14 protein-coding genes, 1 tRNA gene and 1 pseudogene are annotated in these 17,702 nt (G+C 53.4%); 7 read left to right on the forward strand and 9 right to left on the reverse strand.

The genetic code is table 11. The annotated features are described in order from the left end of the window. Window positions 1-15: 15 nt before the first annotated feature. Window positions 16-1,476, reverse strand: coding sequence for a beta-Ala-His dipeptidase (gene pepD / locus ACJ8IP_RS09955; protein ID WP_046688291.1), 1,461 nt, complete (start codon window positions 1,474-1,476; stop codon window positions 16-18). 339 nt (window positions 1,477-1,815) lie between these two features. Here pepD and gpt point away from each other — a divergent pair, with 339 nt between their 5' ends. From gpt to ACJ8IP_RS09985, 6 genes are all read left to right on the forward strand, one after another. Further along, a complete protein-coding gene (gene gpt / locus ACJ8IP_RS09960; RefSeq protein ID WP_033651025.1) occupies window positions 1,816-2,274 on the forward strand; it encodes a xanthine phosphoribosyltransferase in 459 nt (152 codons plus the stop codon). A 141-nt stretch (window positions 2,275-2,415) separates the two neighbouring features. After that, window positions 2,416-3,663, forward strand: coding sequence for an esterase FrsA (frsA, locus tag ACJ8IP_RS09965; RefSeq protein ID WP_033651026.1), 1,248 nt, complete (start codon window positions 2,416-2,418; stop codon window positions 3,661-3,663). 60 nt (window positions 3,664-3,723) lie between these two features. Next, window positions 3,724-4,125 carry a sigma factor-binding protein Crl gene (gene crl / locus ACJ8IP_RS09970; protein WP_033641981.1) on the forward strand — a complete coding sequence of 134 codons (402 nt, stop codon included), beginning with the start codon at window positions 3,724-3,726 and terminating at the stop codon, window positions 4,123-4,125. A 116-nt stretch (window positions 4,126-4,241) separates the two neighbouring features. Then, window positions 4,242-5,345: a glutamate 5-kinase gene (gene proB, locus ACJ8IP_RS09975; protein ID WP_033651028.1), complete on the forward strand. Its 1,104-nt coding sequence runs from the start codon at window positions 4,242-4,244 to the stop codon at window positions 5,343-5,345. A 9-nt stretch (window positions 5,346-5,354) separates the two neighbouring features. After that, window positions 5,355-6,608 carry a glutamate-5-semialdehyde dehydrogenase gene (gene proA / locus ACJ8IP_RS09980; RefSeq protein ID WP_046688293.1) on the forward strand — a complete coding sequence of 418 codons (1,254 nt, stop codon included), beginning with the start codon at window positions 5,355-5,357 and terminating at the stop codon, window positions 6,606-6,608. A 191-nt stretch (window positions 6,609-6,799) separates the two neighbouring features. Beyond that, window positions 6,800-6,875, forward strand: a tRNA-Thr gene (locus tag ACJ8IP_RS09985). Between the two features lie 183 nt (window positions 6,876-7,058). Here ACJ8IP_RS09985 and ACJ8IP_RS09990 read toward each other — a convergent pair. The 3 genes and pseudogenes from ACJ8IP_RS09990 to ACJ8IP_RS10000 all read right to left on the reverse strand — a co-directional run. Further along, window positions 7,059-7,199, reverse strand: a pseudogene (locus tag ACJ8IP_RS09990) (integrase core domain-containing protein); the annotation flags it as partial. 61 nt (window positions 7,200-7,260) lie between these two features. Beyond that, window positions 7,261-10,353: a multidrug efflux RND transporter permease subunit gene (locus ACJ8IP_RS09995; RefSeq protein WP_089191223.1), complete on the reverse strand. Its 3,093-nt coding sequence runs from the start codon at window positions 10,351-10,353 to the stop codon at window positions 7,261-7,263. Window positions 10,354-10,520: 167 nt separating this feature from the next. Then, the gene (locus tag ACJ8IP_RS10000) at window positions 10,521-11,411 is read right to left on the reverse strand and encodes an ABC transporter six-transmembrane domain-containing protein (protein WP_089191224.1); all 891 of its coding nucleotides are present in this window, start codon (window positions 11,409-11,411) and stop codon (window positions 10,521-10,523) included. A 96-nt stretch (window positions 11,412-11,507) separates the two neighbouring features. Between ACJ8IP_RS10000 and ACJ8IP_RS10005 the strand changes: the two genes are divergently transcribed. Continuing rightward, complete coding sequence (locus ACJ8IP_RS10005; protein WP_089191225.1) at window positions 11,508-12,104, forward strand: TetR/AcrR family transcriptional regulator; 597 nt, start codon at window positions 11,508-11,510, stop codon at window positions 12,102-12,104. Between the two features lie 87 nt (window positions 12,105-12,191). Here ACJ8IP_RS10005 and ACJ8IP_RS10010 read toward each other — a convergent pair whose 3' ends face one another. From ACJ8IP_RS10010 to ACJ8IP_RS10030, 5 genes are all read right to left on the reverse strand, one after another. After that, window positions 12,192-13,166 (reverse strand): hypothetical protein, encoded by a 975-nt coding sequence (locus ACJ8IP_RS10010; protein ID WP_089191226.1) that lies wholly within the window; start codon window positions 13,164-13,166, stop codon window positions 12,192-12,194. 380 nt (window positions 13,167-13,546) lie between these two features. Next, window positions 13,547-14,794 (reverse strand): MDR family MFS transporter, encoded by a 1,248-nt coding sequence (locus tag ACJ8IP_RS10015; protein WP_442524388.1) that lies wholly within the window; start codon window positions 14,792-14,794, stop codon window positions 13,547-13,549. A gap of 11 nt (window positions 14,795-14,805) precedes the next feature. Beyond that, entirely contained in the window at window positions 14,806-15,567 is a 762-nt protein-coding gene (locus ACJ8IP_RS10020; protein ID WP_048326492.1) for an ABC transporter ATP-binding protein, read from the reverse strand. Further along, on the reverse strand, window positions 15,567-16,604 hold the full coding sequence (locus ACJ8IP_RS10025; RefSeq protein WP_442524389.1) for a FecCD family ABC transporter permease: 1,038 nt from the start codon (window positions 16,602-16,604) through the stop codon (window positions 15,567-15,569). The genes ACJ8IP_RS10020 and ACJ8IP_RS10025 overlap by 1 nt, the downstream gene beginning before the upstream one ends. After that, window positions 16,604-17,602 (reverse strand): ABC transporter substrate-binding protein, encoded by a 999-nt coding sequence (locus tag ACJ8IP_RS10030; protein WP_089191227.1) that lies wholly within the window; start codon window positions 17,600-17,602, stop codon window positions 16,604-16,606. The genes ACJ8IP_RS10025 and ACJ8IP_RS10030 overlap by 1 nt, the downstream gene beginning before the upstream one ends. Between the last annotated feature and the right edge of the window lie 100 nt (window positions 17,603-17,702).

A 17,702-nucleotide genomic window follows, 5' to 3' on the forward strand; every position in this document is an offset into this window, starting at 1 on the left:
CGTTAAGCGCGCAGATTACGCGCGCTCAGGGATCGCTTTCAGCAGCGAGGTCAGCAGCTTCCAGTACAGACCGACGCTTTCGATATGCACTTGCTCATCCGGCGAGTGCGGGCCGGTGATGGTTGGCCCGATCGATACCATGTCCATGTTTGGATACGGCTTTTTGAACAGACCGCATTCCAGGCCGGCGTGGATCACCATGATGTTCGGCGTCTTGTTGAACAGCTCCTGATACAGCTCGCGCACCAGGTGCATCACCGGCGAGTCGGCGTCCGGTTGCCAGCCCGGGTAGCCACCCTTCGGCGCCACGTTGGCGCCGGCCAACTGGCCCAGCGCGGTCAGCATCTCGACCACATAATCTTTGCCGCTGTCGATCAGGGAGCGGATCAGGCAGATGATTTCCGCTTCGTTTTCGCTGGTGGTGACTACGCCGACGTTCAGCGAGGTTTCCACCACGCCTTTGACCGCGTCGCTCATGCGGATCACGCCGTTCGGCGTGCCGTTCAGCAGCGCCAGGAAGCGTTGCTGGCTGTCGGCGCTCAGCGCCTGCGAAGCGCTGGTGGTCGGCTCCAGCAGCACGGTGATGTTCTTCTCTTTGGCGGAGAGTTCGTTCTGCAGCACGGCCAGGAACTCTTGGCTCAGTGCTTTCAGCGCGTCGGCTTTTTCTGCCGGCACCGCTACCACCGCGGAGGCTTCACGCGGGATGGCGTTGCGCAGGGTGCCGCCGTTCAGGTCCAGCACGCGCAGGTTCAGCGCCTCCGCATGGGCGAACAGGAAGCGCGCCAGCAGTTTGTTGGCGTTGCCCAGCCCGACGTGGATCTCGGCGCCGGAATGGCCGCCTTTCAGGCCCTTGAGGGTCAGCTTCAGGGTTTGGTAACCGGCCGGCACCGCTTCGCGCTGCAGCGGCAGGGTAGTGATGAAGTCGATACCGCCGGCGCAACCCATGTAGATTTCGCCTTCTTCTTCGGAATCGGTATTGATCAGGATGTCCGCCTGCAGCCAGTTCGGCTGCAGCCCGAAGGCGCCGTCCATCCCCGCTTCTTCGGTCATGGTCAGCAGGACTTCCAGCGGGCCGTGCTCAACGCTGTCGTCGGCCAGCACCGCCAGGGCGGAGGCCATGCCGATGCCGTTGTCGGCGCCCAGCGTGGTGCCGCGCGCTTTCACCCACTCGCCGGCGATATAAGGCTGGATCGGATCCTTGGCGAAGTCGTGCACGGTGTCGTTATTCTTTTGCGGCACCATGTCCAGGTGCGCTTGCAGCGCCACCGGCTTGCGATTTTCCATGCCTTTGGTGGCCGGTTTGCGCAGCAGGATATTGCCGACCTGATCGCGCTCGGCGTGCAGGTTCTTTTCTTTGGCCCAGGTGAGGATGTGCTGCGCCAGCGCTTCTTCATGATAAGAAGGGTGCGGGATAGAACAGATCTTGGCGAAAATATCCCACAGCGGCTGTGGCGAAAGCTGAGACAATTCAGACACTATAAGTCTCCTGTGACGGCAAGCTCCGACAGGACGGGCGTGCCGCGCGGTTAAGGTGAGCGGGTATCTGTGCGTCGTGGCACGATCGTCAGAGAATATCACTTTATTTCCGGCGGTGCGCGCCCCGTATTGTGCGGTTTAAGCGCTTGATCACACGGCTTCGCGGCGGGAACGCTCGTTTTTTCAGCATCAATCACCGAAAAGCCGCCCGGCGGAAATCGCGAGGTTTTCCTCGGTACAGCTGGAATTCAACGCGGCCAGTCTCTATAATCTCGCGCAACCTTTTTTCCCCTGAACTATAAAGTAAGCCGCTTCACCAGCCGGCTGGGACACGATTCTATGAGCGAAAAATACGTTGTTACCTGGGATATGCTGCAAATACACGCACGCAAGCTGGCGCACCGCCTGCTGCCTGCCGACAAATGGACGGGCATCATTGCCGTCAGCCGCGGCGGCCTGGTGCCGGCGGGCCTGCTGGCGCGCGAGCTGGGCATCCGCTATGTGGATACCGTCTGCATTTCCAGCTATGACCATGACAACCAGCGCGAAATGAAAGTGCTCAAGCGCGCCGAAGGCGACGGTGAAGGCTTCATCGTGGTGGACGATCTGGTGGATACCGGCGGCACCGCGAAAGCGATCCGCGACATGTATCCGAAAGCGCATTTCGTCACCATCTTCGCCAAGCCGGCGGGCCGTCCGCTGGTGGACGACTACGAAGTCGACATCCCGCAGGATACCTGGATCGAACAGCCGTGGGACATGGGCGTCAGCTTCGTTCCCCCTATCGGCGGTCGCTAAGTCCAGCCAGTTCCAGCCCAACGCCCGGTTATGCCGGGCGTTTGCGTTATCTTGGTTTATCCCGCCAGAGTTAGGTACACTACCTCCAGTTAAGTAGGCCTTTTGCGGCCTATCGCCAGATTTACGGAGGCTGTTGTTACCATGGCACAGGCCAACCTTTCTGAAATTCTTTTCAAGCCCAAATTCAAACACCCTGAAACCTCGACGCTGGTGCTGCGCGCGCGCAACAAAGTGAGCGCCGCCATGCATTCCGCATTGGAAGGCGACACTACCGGCAGCTGGTATCGCATGCTGAACCCGCTGCTGTGGGCCTGGCGCGGCGTCAGCCCGATCGAAATCCACGAAGTGCTGGCGCGCATCGCCGCCTCGGACGCCGAGCGCAGCAATCCGCAGCGGCTGGATACCGTGGTGGGCTACCGCAACGGCAACTGGATCTACGAGTGGATCCATCAGGGCATGCAGTGGCAGCAGCGGGCGACGGAGCAGCAGGATCCGCTGGTCGGCGGCGAGTACTGGCTGAAGGCCGCGAGCCTGTACAGCATCGCCGGTTACCCGCACCTGAAGGGTGACGAGCTGGCTGAACAGGCGGAGATGCTCGCCAACCGCGCTTACGAAGAGGCGGCGCTGCTGTTGCCGTATCAGCTGAAAGAGCTGGAGTTCCGCATCGAAGGCGGCGGCTGCGTCACCGGTTTCCTGCACATGCCCGAGAAGGGCGAAGCGCCGTTCCCGACGGTGCTGATGTGCGGCAGCCTCGACACGTTGCAGACCGACTACCACCGCCTGTTCCGCGACTACCTGGCGCCGCACGGCATCGCCATGCTGACGCTCGATATGCCGTCGATCGGCTCCTCCTGCAAATGGAAGCTGACGCAGGACTCCAGCTACCTGCACCAGCAGGTGCTGATCCAGTTGGCCTCGGTGCCGTGGGTGGATCATCAGCGGGTGAGCGCCTTCGGCTTCCGTTTCGGCGCCAACGTGGCGGTGCGATTGGCCTACCTGGAGCCGCAGCGGCTGCGCGGCGTGGCCTGCCTGGGACCGGTGGTGCATCGCCTGCTGTGTGACAGCAGCACCCAGCTGAACGTGCCGGACATGTATATGGACGTGCTGGCCAGCCGCATGGGCATGGCTAACGCCTCGGACAACGTGCTGAAGGTGGAACTGAACAGCTACTCGCTGAAAATGCAGGGGCTGCTGGGGCGCCGCTGCCCGACGCCGATGATCTCCGGCTACTGGGAGCGCGATACGCTCAGCCCGAAAGAGGAGTCGCAGCTGATCGTCACCTCTTCGGTGAGCGGCAAGCTGATCGCCATCCCGCGCACCCCGGTTTACGATAGCTTCCATCGGGCGCTGCTGCAGATGTCCGGCTGGCTGAAGGACAAAATGCGTTAATTAGTTGCTAAATTTTAACAGTTTGTTAAAAAGAGTGGTCTACATTGAGGAGGTTAGAGAATGACGTTACCGAGTGGTCACCCTAAAAGCCGACTAATGAAACGTTTTGCCAGCTTGGGGCCGTACCTGCGTGAAGGGCAATGTGAGAACGACCGGTTTTTCTTTGATTGTTTGGCCGTCTGCGTCAATGTAAAGCCCGCTCCGGAGAAGCGTGAGTTCTGGGGCTGGTGGATGGAGCTGCAGGCGGAAGAGGCGCGCTTCACCTATTCGTACCAATTCGGCCTGTTCGACAAAGAAGGCGACTGGACGGCGCAAAACATTAAGGATGATGAAGTGAGCGCCAAACTGGAAGACACCCTGCGCGACTTCCATCGCCGCCTGGGCGAGCTGCTGGCGACCATGGAACTGGGGCTGGAACCCGCCGACGATTTCAAAGAAAAACTGATCAAACTCTCCGCCTGACCCCGTTTGACCACGTATTGTGCTGATTTCGCGTTGTGCCTGTTGGCATAACGCGTCTCTCCTGTTACAAAGACCTTTGCACTCTTCTTCTCATCATTACACACGGCAGAAATACTATGAACGGCAGCCAGACATTGGTTGTGAAATTGGGCACCAGCGTGTTGACCGGCGGCTCGCTGCGTCTTAACCGCGCCCACATCGTCGAATTGGTGCGCCAGTGCGCGCAGCAACACGCCGCGGGCCACCGCATTGTCATCGTCACCTCCGGCGCCATCGCCGCCGGGCGCGAGCACCTGGGCTACCCCGAGCTGCCCGCCACCATCGCCTCCAAGCAGCTGCTGGCGGCGGTGGGGCAGAGCCGGCTGATCCAGCTGTGGGAACAGCTGTTCTCCATTTACGGCATTCACGTCGGGCAGATGCTGCTGACGCGCGCCGATCTGGAAGACCGCGAGCGCTTCCTCAACGCGCGCGACACCATGACGGCGCTGCTGGACAACCGCATCGTGCCGGTAATCAATGAGAACGACGCCGTCGCCACCGCCGAAATCAAGGTGGGCGACAACGATAACCTGTCGGCGCTGGCGGCCATTTTGGCCGGCGCCGACAAACTGCTGCTGCTGACCGATCAGCAGGGCCTCTACACCGCCGATCCGCGCAACAACCCGCAGGCCGAACTGATCCGTGAAGTGCACGGTATCGACGACGCGCTGCGCGCCATCGCCGGCGACAGCGTCTCCGGTCTGGGCACCGGCGGCATGGGCACCAAGCTGCAGGCGGCCGACGTGGCCTGCCGCGCCGGCATCGACGTGGTGATCGCTGCCGGCAGCAAGCCGGGCGTGGTGGCGGACGTGATCGAAGGCAAACCGGTGGGCACCCGTTTCCACGCGCTGGAAACCCCGCTGGAAAACCGCAAGCGCTGGATCTTCGGCGCGCCGCCGGCCGGTGAAATCACCGTCGACGACGGTGCGGTGGAAGCGATGATGGCGCGCGGCAGCTCGCTGCTGCCGAAAGGCATCCGCGAAGTGAAGGGCGACTTCTCGCGCGGCGAAGTGATCCGCATCCGCAACCAGGCGGGGCGCGATCTGGCGCACGGCGTCAGCCGCTACAACAGCGACGCGATGCGTATGATCGCCGGGCACCACTCGCAGGAAATCAGCGAGATCCTCGGTTATGAATACGGTCCGGTGGCAGTGCACCGCGACGATATGATTGTCAGTTAAGGAGTGAGCATGCTGGAGCAGATGGGGAAGGCCGCCAAGCAGGCCTCCTGGCAGCTGGCGGTTCTGAGCACGGCGAAGAAGAATCAGGTGCTGTCGGTGATGGCCGACAGGTTGGAAGCCAACAGTGAAGCGATCCTGCTGGCGAACGAACAAGACATGGCGCAGGCGCGCGCCACCGGTATGAGCGAAGCGCTGCTCGATCGCCTGTTGCTGACCCCGGCGCGGCTGGCGGCGATCGCCAACGACGTGCGCCAGGTATGCCGCCTGAACGATCCGGTCGGCCACGTGCTTGACGGCAACCTGCTGGACAGCGGGCTGAAGCTGGAGCGCCGCCGGGTGCCTCTCGGCGTGATCGGCGTGATTTACGAGGCGCGGCCGAACGTCACCATCGACGTCGCCAGCCTGTGCCTGAAGACCGGCAACGCAGTGATCCTGCGCGGCGGTAAAGAGACGCACAACACCAACCAGGCGACGGTGAAAGTGATCCAGCAGGCGCTGGAACAGTGCGGCCTGCCGGCGGCGGCGGTGCAGGCGATCGACAGCCCGGATCGCGCGCTGGTGAGCGAACTGCTGCGCCTGGATCGCTATGTCGACATGCTGATCCCACGTGGCGGCGCCGGCCTGCACAAGCTGTGCCGCGAGCAATCGACCATCCCGGTGATCACCGGCGGCATCGGCGTGTGCCACACCTACGTGGATGCCGACGTTGATTTCGACAAGGCGCTGACGGTGATTGAAAACGCCAAGATCCAGCGCCCTAGCGCCTGTAACTCGCTGGAGACGCTGCTGGTGAACCGCAGCATCGCCGCCGAGTTCCTGCCGGCGCTGAGCGCCAAAATGGCGGCGGCGGGCGTGACGCTGCACGCGGCGGAAAACGCGCTGCCGCTGCTGCAGGGCGGCCCTGCGACGGTGGTGCCGGTGAACGCGGAGGATTACGACGACGAATGGCTGTCTCTGGATCTGAACGTATTGCTGGTGGACGATATCGATCAGGCCATCGACCACATCCGCACTCACGGCACCAACCACTCCGACGCGATCCTCACCCGCTCGCTGAGCAGCGCCGAGCACTTCGTGCGCGCGGTGGACTCCTCGGCGGTGTACGTCAACGCCAGCACCCGCTTCACCGACGGCGGCCAGTTCGGCTTGGGCGCGGAAGTGGCGGTGAGCACCCAGAAACTGCACGCCCGCGGCCCGATGGGCCTGGACGCGCTGACCACCTACAAGTGGATTGGCTACGGCGACGATCTGGTGCGCAGCTAAGGCCGGATTGCGGTAATAAAGAGGTCAGGGCGCAGCGGGCTGCGCCCTGATTGTTTTTGGAAAAGGGGGACTGCACGACAGTCTGGTTGCTTGCAAAACAACCAAACGCCCCGGCGGGCTATTGACTCATTTCGCGCGCAGGTCTACCTTGTTCAACGCACTTCCGGCTTGCCCCGCAGGCCCGACTCGATGCCGATATAGCTCAGTTGGTAGAGCAGCGCATTCGTAATGCGAAGGTCGTAGGTTCGACTCCTATTATCGGCACCATCCTACCTATTTTAACGTCTCCCCAAGTCTACTCAAATACCCTTTAAAGCCTTATAATACGCGGTTTGACGGACCTTATTGTCTCTGCTCGTCTACTCACGTTCACAGAAATCCACGGTGAGCTGGGGGTATCAATGGGGGTATTCGCTGTTCGGTAGGAGATACCCTGTAAGCATACCTGTTTTAGTTCCATGCACTTTTTGAGAGTTCCGGGTTTTCAGCCATAAGTCGGTACTCTTCCGGCGTCAGCTTATTCAAGGGTTCATGAGGCCGCTCGTTGTTATATTCCATCAGCCAGCGCTCGGTAACTTCCCGTGTTTCATTCCCGTCCTGAATCGTAATGCGTATTGCTGGCAAAGGGCATTCCTCCCCTTGCTCAGGCAAGTTATAGCTTTGCTTTTTCCAGCATACGCATGACGAATAGATAGAAGACAGGAACAAAGAATATGGCTAATAATGTTCCACTTATCATACCGCCAAAAACGCCAGTGCCGATGGAGTGCTGGGTCTTATCACTGGCGCCGGTAGCGAGTATTAACGGTACAACACCGAGCGTAAAGGCGAGTGAAGTCATCATAATAGGGCGCAATCGCTGCCGGGATGCCAGCAATATTGCGGAAATAATATCCATGCCTTGCATTCGTAGTTGTCTGGCGAACTCAATAATCAAAATGGCGTTTTTAGTAGAAAGCCCGATGATCGTTATCATTCCGACTCTAAAAAACACATCATTTGACATGTCAGCAATGAAGACTGCGCAAACCGCACCGATAAGCCCCAACGGCACAACCAACATCACGGCAAAAGGGGTTGCCCAACTTTCATAAAGGGCTGCCAGCACCATGAACACAACAAGAATAGAGAGCAAAATAAGCAATGGAAGTTGTGAAGCTGACTCTTTTTCCTGGAGCGAACTACCTGCCCATTCAGCTTTAAAGCCTTCGGGGAGATCTCTTGCCAGTCTCTCCATCTCTGCCATGGCAGTTCCACTAGAATGCCCATTAGCGGCACTACCTGTCACTCTGAGTGCGGGATACCCTTGATAGCGATTCAATTGCTGCGGTGACAAAGTCCATGATGAAGACACGAATGTTGAAAGAGGCACCATCTCTCCCATTTTATTTTTGATAGAGATTTTGAGTAAATCCGCGAGTTGCATCCGGTAAGCTATGTCAGCCTGGATAATGACCTGCTGAACACGGCCGTTATCAGTGTAATCATTGACATAGTAAGATCCAGAAGCCGCAGAGAGCGCTTCGCCAATTTCATTAAATGATACGCCAAAAGTTTCGGCCTTCTCTCTATCGACCTTTAATGAAAGACTTACACCCTCAGGTAAGCCATCAATAGCTACCCCTCCCAAAACCCTACTTTGATTAGCGTGCACAAGAAGCTGATCGGTTGCCTGTTTCAATGCGTGATAACCTTTTCCACCGCGATCTTCTATGTACATCATAAACTCTGAGGAAGTTCCCATATCAGAAATAGCCGGTGGCAATTGACTGGTTGTTTTACCATCATCAATATCCTTCATTGCGGCCTCAGCAAAATGAGCCTCATCCTGAGCCGTTGCCCCATTTCTATATGGCCAATCTTTTAGTGTTGTAAATGTCATCGCTGTGTTTTGGCCCGAACCGGAAAAACCAAAGCCAAGGATAGAGACATTATTCTCGATGGCACTACGGGTTGCTATCGCCGCCTCGTAGTGTTTCACAACTTCACGAGTACGCTCCATGGTTGCGTCGGAAGGAAGCTGGATTGATGACATAAAATATCCCTGATCTTCCTCAGGCAAAAACGATGAGGGGAGCTTTTTCAGCCCCAGAAAAAGCAGGCCGCAGAGGACAACATAAAGTAACATTACTCGCCCCCCACGTTTCAATATATATATCAATCCCGTTTCATAACGAATAGTTAACGCATTAAATCTGCGATTAAACCAACGTGAAAAGCGACCCGATTGATTCTCTTTTAGTTCATGTGCTTTCAGCAGGGATGCACATAAAGCTGGAGTCAACGTCAACGCCAAAAACGCGGAGAACAAAATAGATACGGCCATAGAGAGCGTAAACTGTTTGTAAATGACTCCCACCGAACCGCTGGCGAACCCCATAGGGATAAATACTGCGGTCAAGACCAGAGTAATACCGACAATGGCGGGAGTAATTTCTTCCATGGCTTGGTGTGTCGCCTGCTTGGGAGGAAGCCCTTTCTCCTCTATCAGACGTTCGACATTTTCCACAACTACGATAGCATCATCTACAATGATGCCGATTGCCAACACCATGCCAAACATGGTCAGTACATTGATGGAAAAACCACTGAACAGCATAACGGTGAACGTGCCCAACAATGCAACCGGTGCCACGATAGCCGGAATAAGCGTGCAACGGAGTTTATGCAAAAAAAGCAGCATAACGAGGAACACCAAAACCATTGCTTCAATGAACGTTTGGATGACTTTCTGTACGGATAATTTTACAAACGGGGCAGTATCAAAAGGGACTGAAAATTCCATCCCTTGTGGCAACGTGCTTGAAAGCTCTTTAAGTCGCGCATGGATGCCTGCAGCCGTACTGATGGCGTTAGCGCCCGGTGATAGTTTGATGGCAGCAGAGGTTGCTGGTTGGCCATTTTCACGCGTTTCAAATGCATAACTTTGCAAGCCCTGCTCTACGCGAGCAATATCAGCCAGTTTTAAACGACCGCCGCTGACATTCGCTTTAAGGGTGATATTGCGAAACTCTTCGACAGAAGAAAGCTGTCCGCTCACAGTAATAGGGTAAGTTACTTTTTGCCCAATAGCAGCTGGAGCATCACCAATCCGACCGGGTGAAACCTGTAGATTCTGTCGGCTAATCGCGGTAATGACATCATTAACCGATAGCTTGTAGCTAAACATTTTTATCGGGTCCAACCAGACACGCATTGCCTTTTCTGCGCCGAAAAGCTGAACTTTACCTACACCTGGTACGCGGCGCAGTTCATCGGTGATATGACGAGCAAAATAATCACTTAAGTCAGCCTCTTGATACTGGCCTGAAGGTGATTTCAAACCAATCAACATCAGAAAGCCAGAGTTGGCTGACTCCACGTTTATTCCATTCTGCCGCACAACTTGTGGAAGGCGCGCCTCGACCACCTTGATTTGGTTCTGAACGTCTACCTGAGCAAGTTTGATATCAGTACCAGGTTTAAACGTCATTGTTATTGAAGCGACACCCGATGTATCGCTGGACGACTCAAAATAAAGCAGGTTATCTACCCCAGAGATTTCACGCTCAAGCAGTGATATCACGGATGTATTCATGGTATCCGGTGTTGCCCCAGGATAGGTTACAGATATTGTCACACTGGGTGGTGCGACAGCGGGATATTGAGCTACCGGTAACTGGGGGATAGCAAGAACGCCACCAAGTATAATAAATAGTGCGATAACCCAAGCAAAGACGGGGCGTTCAATAAAAAAACGGGACATATAACACCATCCAAATTAATTATAAAGCGGTTATGGATTAATGTGACTGCAAAGCATAAAATGCTATAGTATGCTGAATCAAACTACGGTTCACTTTCCCACCTTATATACACGGTTCTATACGTCAAAAGCATCATGTAATAATAAGGGTGAGCTCACTGTCCAACTTACTCTGATTCTGTATTGACACGCCTACCAATATCCTTGAGTTCGGAATACTTCTCCAGTAATCGAGGTCCATCATCCAGGCTTGTGGCAAACATCCATAAGTAAGTCATTACCGAATAAATATGACCAGCATTGATGTTCACTGAATTGGACATCCATATAATCGTCAGGCTAAACAGCATGGCGACAAGACCACCGACCGACAAATACCCCAATGCTTCACGATCAGAAAGTCTTATGCGCAGCTTGGCAAGCGTAGAATAATGCCGGTTCAAAGATAACGTTGAAGCTTTGTTAACAAAGTCGACCTCTTTTTCAAGGCGATTGTTCAGTTTGTTATAAAGCACCTCATTTTTCCTGGTAAATCCGGACAGAAAACAAGCCAGGAATACCAAGATGGCCAAACATGAAATCCCTGCCCAGAATTCGATGATCAACAACATTACCGCTGCACCTATCATCGATGAAAGTGATGTAATGAGCGTAGGTAAGTGCAACTCAAAGAAATCGACAAATTCTCTGGACAGTGTCACCCGGGCTGCAACGGTAGAGTGGTTAAGATTATTTCTGCGTTGCGCCATAACAACAGAAACCGCCAGAGCAGCATAAATCTTGGCAAAAGTGCGGGTGTCCACGCTTCTACGTGCAGCTCCCAGACACCAGATAAATAAGATCATCAATCCGTAAAGCACTGCATTCAGCGTCTGCCCGGCCATGATGGCATTGATGGCGATACCAGCCAAAATCGGGTACAGAAGATAGGTCAGGTTTTCGGCAACAACCAGAAAAAAGGTGAAGAACAGCTTTTTCTTGTTTCTTTTTGCCAGTAATTTCAATGTATTGCTTGCACTTCCGACTGGCTTTTGGGCTGCGATATTATGACTGCTCATGACGTTTTTTTCTGTTAAAATTAAAAATTGAGCAACCGCTCAATACATGAGTGCATGCTATTTGAGCGCTTGCTCAAAGTCAATGGGAGAGGTTAAATGAAAGCTAAATCAGAGCTCATGAGAGAAAAAATATTGAATGGCGTCGTCGAGCTATTTATCGAAAAGGGCATTGAAAACGTCACTACGCGTGAGCTTACTGAGCATATTGGTGTCTCCAGAAGCCATATTTATCATTACTTTAAAGATTGGCAATCGTTGAGCATCGAAGCCGTTGCTAATTTCATGCGCAGCGAATTGGCAGAGTTTCGCACTATCATCACACCGCTACCAGCTATTCAGAAACTTCAAGAGTTCATTCATGGCATGATCTCAGAAGAACCTGACCCTACCAGAAAACTATATGGTTCGTTATGGTTACTTTCCTCCCACAACGGAGCTTATGCCGAACAGATGCAATTCTTTTTAGAGGAATGGCACAAGGTATTAACTTATATCATTGACTCCGGTATAGAGGAGGGCGTTTTTCAGCGAGTCGATGTACACCGTACAGCACGACAACTGGATGCAATGCTGTTTGGCTACAGCGAACATTTGTTTACTTTGCCCTCTTCAGCTGCGTTATTACAGGCAAAAGAGGATATTGAAAGTTTTATAGAGAGAAATTTACTCATCGATAATATTAAGGTTCTATAAAGAAACTGGCGGCAGTTATTATTGAATGGTGTCGCCAGGTCTTGATTTTGTATTTTTATTAAAATCAATAATAAAATAATTATTATTTCAAAGCATCAAGGATCTGCCTAAACTTAACACGTTGCACCATTGCTTTTTATACTCCCATCTTGGATCTTCCATGCCTAACGAGTAGATTGTCTTAATATTTTTTTCTTTACCTGTCTTTTTCGCTAACTCTATGTTTTTATACATGAGGAGACTCCCCACACTATAGTTGGCAAAGGCTTGATCAACACCACCATTATGGCAGTCAAAAAAAATCCACTCTTTGCATTCGGCCTTAAATACAAGGTCATATGCGCAGGGTACCCCGTTAATCAACAGTACATGGCCAAACACCAGATGGCGTAACTCACTAAAGACGTCTAATAGAATCTCCTCTGAATAACATTCTAGCTTTTTACCCCATCTTTTTTTAAATAAAGAAATATAAATCTCTGATAACGCCTTGTCAGAAAATTTATCAATAGATAAACATTCCCCTCCGTTATTAATGAAGTATTCATATTCGGCTCGTCTTTTTTTATGGGTTTTCTTAGAAAAGTCATCCTTGACTACACAGGTTTTCCTTTTTAATTTCTGCCAATGAATACAATTGGAGAAGTCCCCTTTATGATGATGAGATAGCTGTTTTGTCTTAAATGGCATTAAGATTTTTCCACTGCCCTTTTTAAACGGGATGATGATATCATCAAAAAAAATAGGGTAATTATGCTTCTTAAGAGAAAGCTCATTATTTAGTGAAAAAGCAGCAGCTATAACATCACCTTTCCGTTTGTAAACATAAAAATCAGGGGGAGCAAGACGCTTACTCAAAAAGTCAACCACATCGGGATGCGTACACACGCTCCCGCCGAAAAGAGAGTATGTATAACCATACTCTTCCCTGGTAGATTTTTCCCAGCCTAAAATACGTGCTTTCATATCGGACTTACCGCTATCAAAAAATAAAATGTAACAAAATGAATTAAAACGGTAGTCAAACGAACGAGTAAAAGTGGTGGTACCTTGTAATTTCATAATAAAATCATGTGGTTGAATCGTGATATTCAAGGTGCGCAACAAAATATAAAGCTTGTAATAGTGTAATCGGGTATTCCATGAATTACAAAATAATCATTATCATAGCAATGAGCGTTTAAGAATTGCTAGACCTGTTTTTATAAAGGGCCATATTTTCTGCAATGGTAAGGCTTTATAAAAAATTAGATAAGTAACTATTTGGCTTGTTAATCGAGGATGCTATCGCGAGAGAATTAATGTTTTTTTCAAAAATAACTTCCTAACCTGGTCCCGTTCTTATTTTTTTTGTTCAATCAATAAGTTTCTTACCTAAACATCATCATGAAGAAACCAAATGATATACCGTAAACTTTGTGGATGAGGCCACATCATCCTATTCAGGCTTTCGCGTTCGATGCACCTTGCAGTGGACGACAAATCACGGTCATAGCCGCAGCGCTGCACAAGGGAAACAGTGCCAACAGCAGCCAGGGATAAATGGCCTGCGTTGAAGGTACCAGCGCCTTATCCAGCAACGGACCAAACAACAAATTACCGGTCAGCACCGCGAAGCCTCCGGCGGTGGCTAACGCGCCATAGTGCGCGCCAAGCGTCGACTCATCGGCGAACCGCGGGATCAGATCCTTAGCCGACGGCACCAGTAGCATCTGCCCTAACGTTAAAAGCGTGACCAGACAAGCCGAAGGCATTAACCGCAGCCAGCCAGCCAGCGGCGGTGTCGCGGCGAACATGGCCACACTCCCAAAAGCGGCAGACAGCAGCAAAAAACCCATCGGTAAGATTTTGATCGCTCCTACTCGCCGTGCGAAACGTGCAAGCGGAAGCTGGAGGGCAATGATCAGGACGGAAGCTAACATAAAAAGCGGGCCGAGATCTTTTTCGCTGCCGCCCGTTCGCTGAATTTCAACCGGTAGCGCCAAATAGAGCTGGTTGTAGCTTAAAAGCCACGAACTGTAAGCGATGATAAAGGCGACGAAACGCGGCTGACGGAATGTCGTCCACCAGGGCACTCTTTCTAGCGCCCGCTCGCTGCGATGAGCGGCAGGAAGGCAGAAGTACAGCACCGCCAAGGCGACAACAAAGACCCCAGCCCCTGCAAGTGCCACCTGGCGGAAGCCGAGCCCTGTCAGCAGCGCGCCGACAACCGGGCCCAACACGGCGCCGAGTTCGCCGCACACGGCGAAAAGCGCGAACCACTCCGCGCGGCTGCGTTTTCCGTTTACCTCGCTGTGAGTGCCCGCTTTAGCCAACAGCGCTTCAATCGACGGTGAGAACAGTGCGCCGCCGATGCCGGTTAGGCAAGCCCCCAGAATAATGGGCCACAGGGATTGTCCAAGCGCCAGCAACAAATAGCCCGCAACGCGGATCATGCAGCCGCTCAGGATGACGACCTTTGCACCGTATCGGTCAGAAAGCGTGCCGCCCAAAATAAACATCCCTTGCTGCGAGAAGGTACGCAACCCGAGAATCAATCCGATAACGCCGCCGGAGAGCCGCATGTCGTCGCGCAAGAATATCGCCAGAAAAGGGACGACCGCGTAAAAGCCGATGTTGAAAACAAACTGGCTGCCCAGTAAAACGGGCGGCCGTAGCGTTGTGGCAGGACGAAGGGAGAAAAGAAACATGCCGCCGCATCCTAAACGATAAAATGGATGTGCTTTTTACCATGGAAGCGGGAGATCTCAATTTTCGTTTTCACCCTAAAGACGTCCCAGAGCAGTGCTTCCGACAAAATAGCCTCGGGGGTCCCGGTGGCGATGATTTGCCCGCCCTGCATCACAATCAGCGAATCACAGAACATCGCAGCGTGATTGAGATCGTGAATGGCCACAATGCTGGTGACGGGCAACTCGCTGATCAACTGCATGAGCTGCATTTGATGGTGAATGTCCAGATGGTTGGTCGGTTCATCCAGCAGGATCTCGCTGGGCGTCTGCGCCAGCGCACGGGCAATGTGCACCCGCTGGCGCTCCCCACCGGAGAGACTCAGCCAACCTTGAGCGCTTTTTTCCAGCATGTCCACTCTTTGCAGGGCGGCGGTGACGGTTTCATCATCGTGCGCGCTCCAGTTCGAAAAAGCGGAGTGATGTGGAATACGCCCGAGTTTGACCACGTCGCGAACGCGCATGTTGGCCTCAGTCATGCCATGCTGCTCAACGAAAGCTACCCGGCGGGCAAGCCGCTTTTTGGCGATACGGGCAATGTCTTGCCCATCCAGCGTCACGCGGCCGGCATCCGGGCGCCGCAGGCCCGCTAGGATGCGCAAAAGCGAAGATTTACCGCAACCATTGGGGCCAAGCAGCCCCACGGTTTCACCGCGAGAAACGCTCAGCGAGACGCCATTGACGATGACCTTTTTACCTACCTTCCAGGTAATATTGTCAGCGGATATGCTCATCACTTATTCCTTGAACGGTAAATAATCACGGCAAAGAAAGGCACCCCGACCAGCGCAGTCACCACGCCGACCGGCAGAGTTTGCGGCGCAATCAGCAGACGAGAGGCAATGTCGGCCAGCACCATCAGGATAGCCCCCGCCAACGCGCTGGCAATCAGCAACGTCCGGTGCAGCGGGCCAAAAAAGAAACGCATCACATGCGGAACCACCAGTCCCACAAAGCCGATAGAGCCCGCCATACTGACGATGGTCGCGGTGATGAGTGCGGTGACGGTAAAAAGAGTCAGACGCACCCAGGGCACCGCGATACCGAGCGATGCGGCGGCATCATCACCGAAAGTAAATGCATCCAATGCCCGGGAATAGTAAAGGCATACGGCAAGCCCTATCGCTACCACCGCCAGCACCAGCTGGAATTCAGGCCATCGTACGCCGCTGAAGCTGCCCAACAACCAGAACATCACATCACGCGCCTGCTGCGCGCTAGCCGACGTGCTGATGGTGTAAGCGGTAATCGCATTGAAGAGCTGGGAAGCCGCAACGCCTGCCAGAATAGTGCGTTCATTTCCGCCGCGCGCGCCGTTGGTCAGAAAAGCGACAAAGGCAAAAGCGGCAAATGCCCCGGCAAAAGCACCCGCAGAAAGAGAGACGGCTCCGGTGCCTATGTCCATAACCACAACGGAAACCGCTCCCGTCGATGCCCCGGCAGAAACGCCGAGTACATAAGGCTCGGCCAGCGCATTCTTCAGCAAGCTTTGCAAAACGGCGCCGCAAATGGCTAACCCTGCGCCGCTGCATGCTGCCACCAGTGCACGGCTCAGACGGAAGTCCCAAATCACGCTTTCCTGGATTCGGCTGAGCGGCATTTCAGTCAGCCCCATTTTATTACTGATGGCATAAAAGACGCTTTGCAGCGGGATCGAAAGCTCCCCCACGCTCACGCCAATCGCGATCACCAGGAATAACAGCACCATGGCGAGCAAGATCGTGAAGCTCCGAAACAGCCCCTTGCGAGGCTGAAGAACGGCGGTCGTCATCAGTTCAGTCCCAGTTTTCTGAGTTGTTCGCCCACCTGTTCCGCACCGTAGAGCGTCCTGATTGTCGGGTTCATCGCCTGGCCGTCCATCACCACGATATGACCTTTTTTCACTGCGTCCAGTTGGCTGACGGCCGGGTCGCTTTTTAGGAATTTGATTTTTTCCGCCGCGTTGTCCAGCCCCCAACGATTACGATCCAGACTGGAGACCACGATTACATCCGGATTCGCCGCGATAATACTTTCCCAACTTACCGTCGGCCACTCTGTCTCGGAAGTGATGGCGTTGTGTCCGCCCAGCACATTGGCGATAAATCCGGATGCGCTGTTTTTCCCCCCTACATAGGCGTCAGCTGAAGGGGATGAGCTCGAGAACCAAAAGACAAAGGAGAGATCCTGTTTGTTTTTACCGAACTCCCGGCGCAGGTTCGCCTCACGCTTTTTGAAATCGGCAATAACGGCCCGGCCGCGATCTTCAACGTTAAAAATGTTGGCGAGATCGGCAATTTCTTTATAGAGATAGGCCATATCCCACAACTTCTGCCGGCTGCCATACATGTCGCCGATGGCTTTTTTGGTGGCGCACATGCCCGGTGACACATAGCTGTTCACGCCCAGGGTCACCAGATCTTCACGTTTGGCGACCTTGCTTTCAGGCCCCAGCAACAGCGGTAATTGAGCAGCTACGAAGTCTGGATTCTGTGCAAGCACGGATTCAAGCGTAGGGATTTCTACCGTCAGCGTCTTGATTTTTGCATTCTGTTCAGCCAACTGCGGCAAGACTTTGGTCGGCCAAAATGCACTGGCGATTACCTTGTTTTGCAGGTTCAGCAGGAGCAAAATCTCAACGGTATTTTGCCCCAGCGCCACCACGCGTTCAGGTGCTTGGGAAAATGTCTCTTTATACCCACAGTTTTCGATGGTTAAAGGATAGGTGGTTGCCAGAGCAGAACTGACCGAGGCAAACGCTATACCCAACGCGCAGATGACCTTTTTCATTAGCTATCCTTCATTAAAATCGTTTTCGAAAATCCGGGGTGTTTTTTGAATGAAAATGAAACTCATTACTGAGGCGGGGTTTTATACAATGGCCTATATA

The organism is Serratia sp. CY52157 (assembly GCF_052168495.1).
GTDB classification, from domain to species: Bacteria; Pseudomonadota; Gammaproteobacteria; order Enterobacterales; family Enterobacteriaceae; genus Serratia; species Serratia ureilytica.

Bases quoted from the DNA above. Each gene is read 5' to 3' on its own strand.
- gpt (WP_033651025.1), top strand. From the start codon at position 1,816: ATGAGCGAAAAATACGTTGTTACCTGGGATATGCTGCAAATACACGCA.
- frsA (WP_033651026.1), top strand. From the start codon at position 2,416: ATGGCACAGGCCAACCTTTCTGAAATTCTTTTCAAGCCCAAATTCAAA.
- crl (WP_033641981.1), top strand. From the start codon at position 3,724: ATGACGTTACCGAGTGGTCACCCTAAAAGCCGACTAATGAAACGTTTT.
- proB (WP_033651028.1), top strand. From the start codon at position 4,242: ATGAACGGCAGCCAGACATTGGTTGTGAAATTGGGCACCAGCGTGTTG.
- proA (WP_046688293.1), top strand. From the start codon at position 5,355: ATGCTGGAGCAGATGGGGAAGGCCGCCAAGCAGGCCTCCTGGCAGCTG.
- ACJ8IP_RS09995 (WP_089191223.1), bottom strand. From the start codon at position 10,353: ATGTCCCGTTTTTTTATTGAACGCCCCGTCTTTGCTTGGGTTATCGCA.
- ACJ8IP_RS10000 (WP_089191224.1), bottom strand. From the start codon at position 11,411: ATGAGCAGTCATAATATCGCAGCCCAAAAGCCAGTCGGAAGTGCAAGC.
- ACJ8IP_RS10005 (WP_089191225.1), top strand. From the start codon at position 11,508: ATGAAAGCTAAATCAGAGCTCATGAGAGAAAAAATATTGAATGGCGTC.
- ACJ8IP_RS10010 (WP_089191226.1), bottom strand. From the start codon at position 13,166: ATGAAATTACAAGGTACCACCACTTTTACTCGTTCGTTTGACTACCGT.
- ACJ8IP_RS10015 (WP_442524388.1), bottom strand. From the start codon at position 14,794: ATGTTTCTTTTCTCCCTTCGTCCTGCCACAACGCTACGGCCGCCCGTT.
- ACJ8IP_RS10020 (WP_048326492.1), bottom strand. From the start codon at position 15,567: ATGAGCATATCCGCTGACAATATTACCTGGAAGGTAGGTAAAAAGGTC.
- ACJ8IP_RS10025 (WP_442524389.1), bottom strand. From the start codon at position 16,604: ATGACGACCGCCGTTCTTCAGCCTCGCAAGGGGCTGTTTCGGAGCTTC.
- ACJ8IP_RS10030 (WP_089191227.1), bottom strand. From the start codon at position 17,602: ATGAAAAAGGTCATCTGCGCGTTGGGTATAGCGTTTGCCTCGGTCAGT.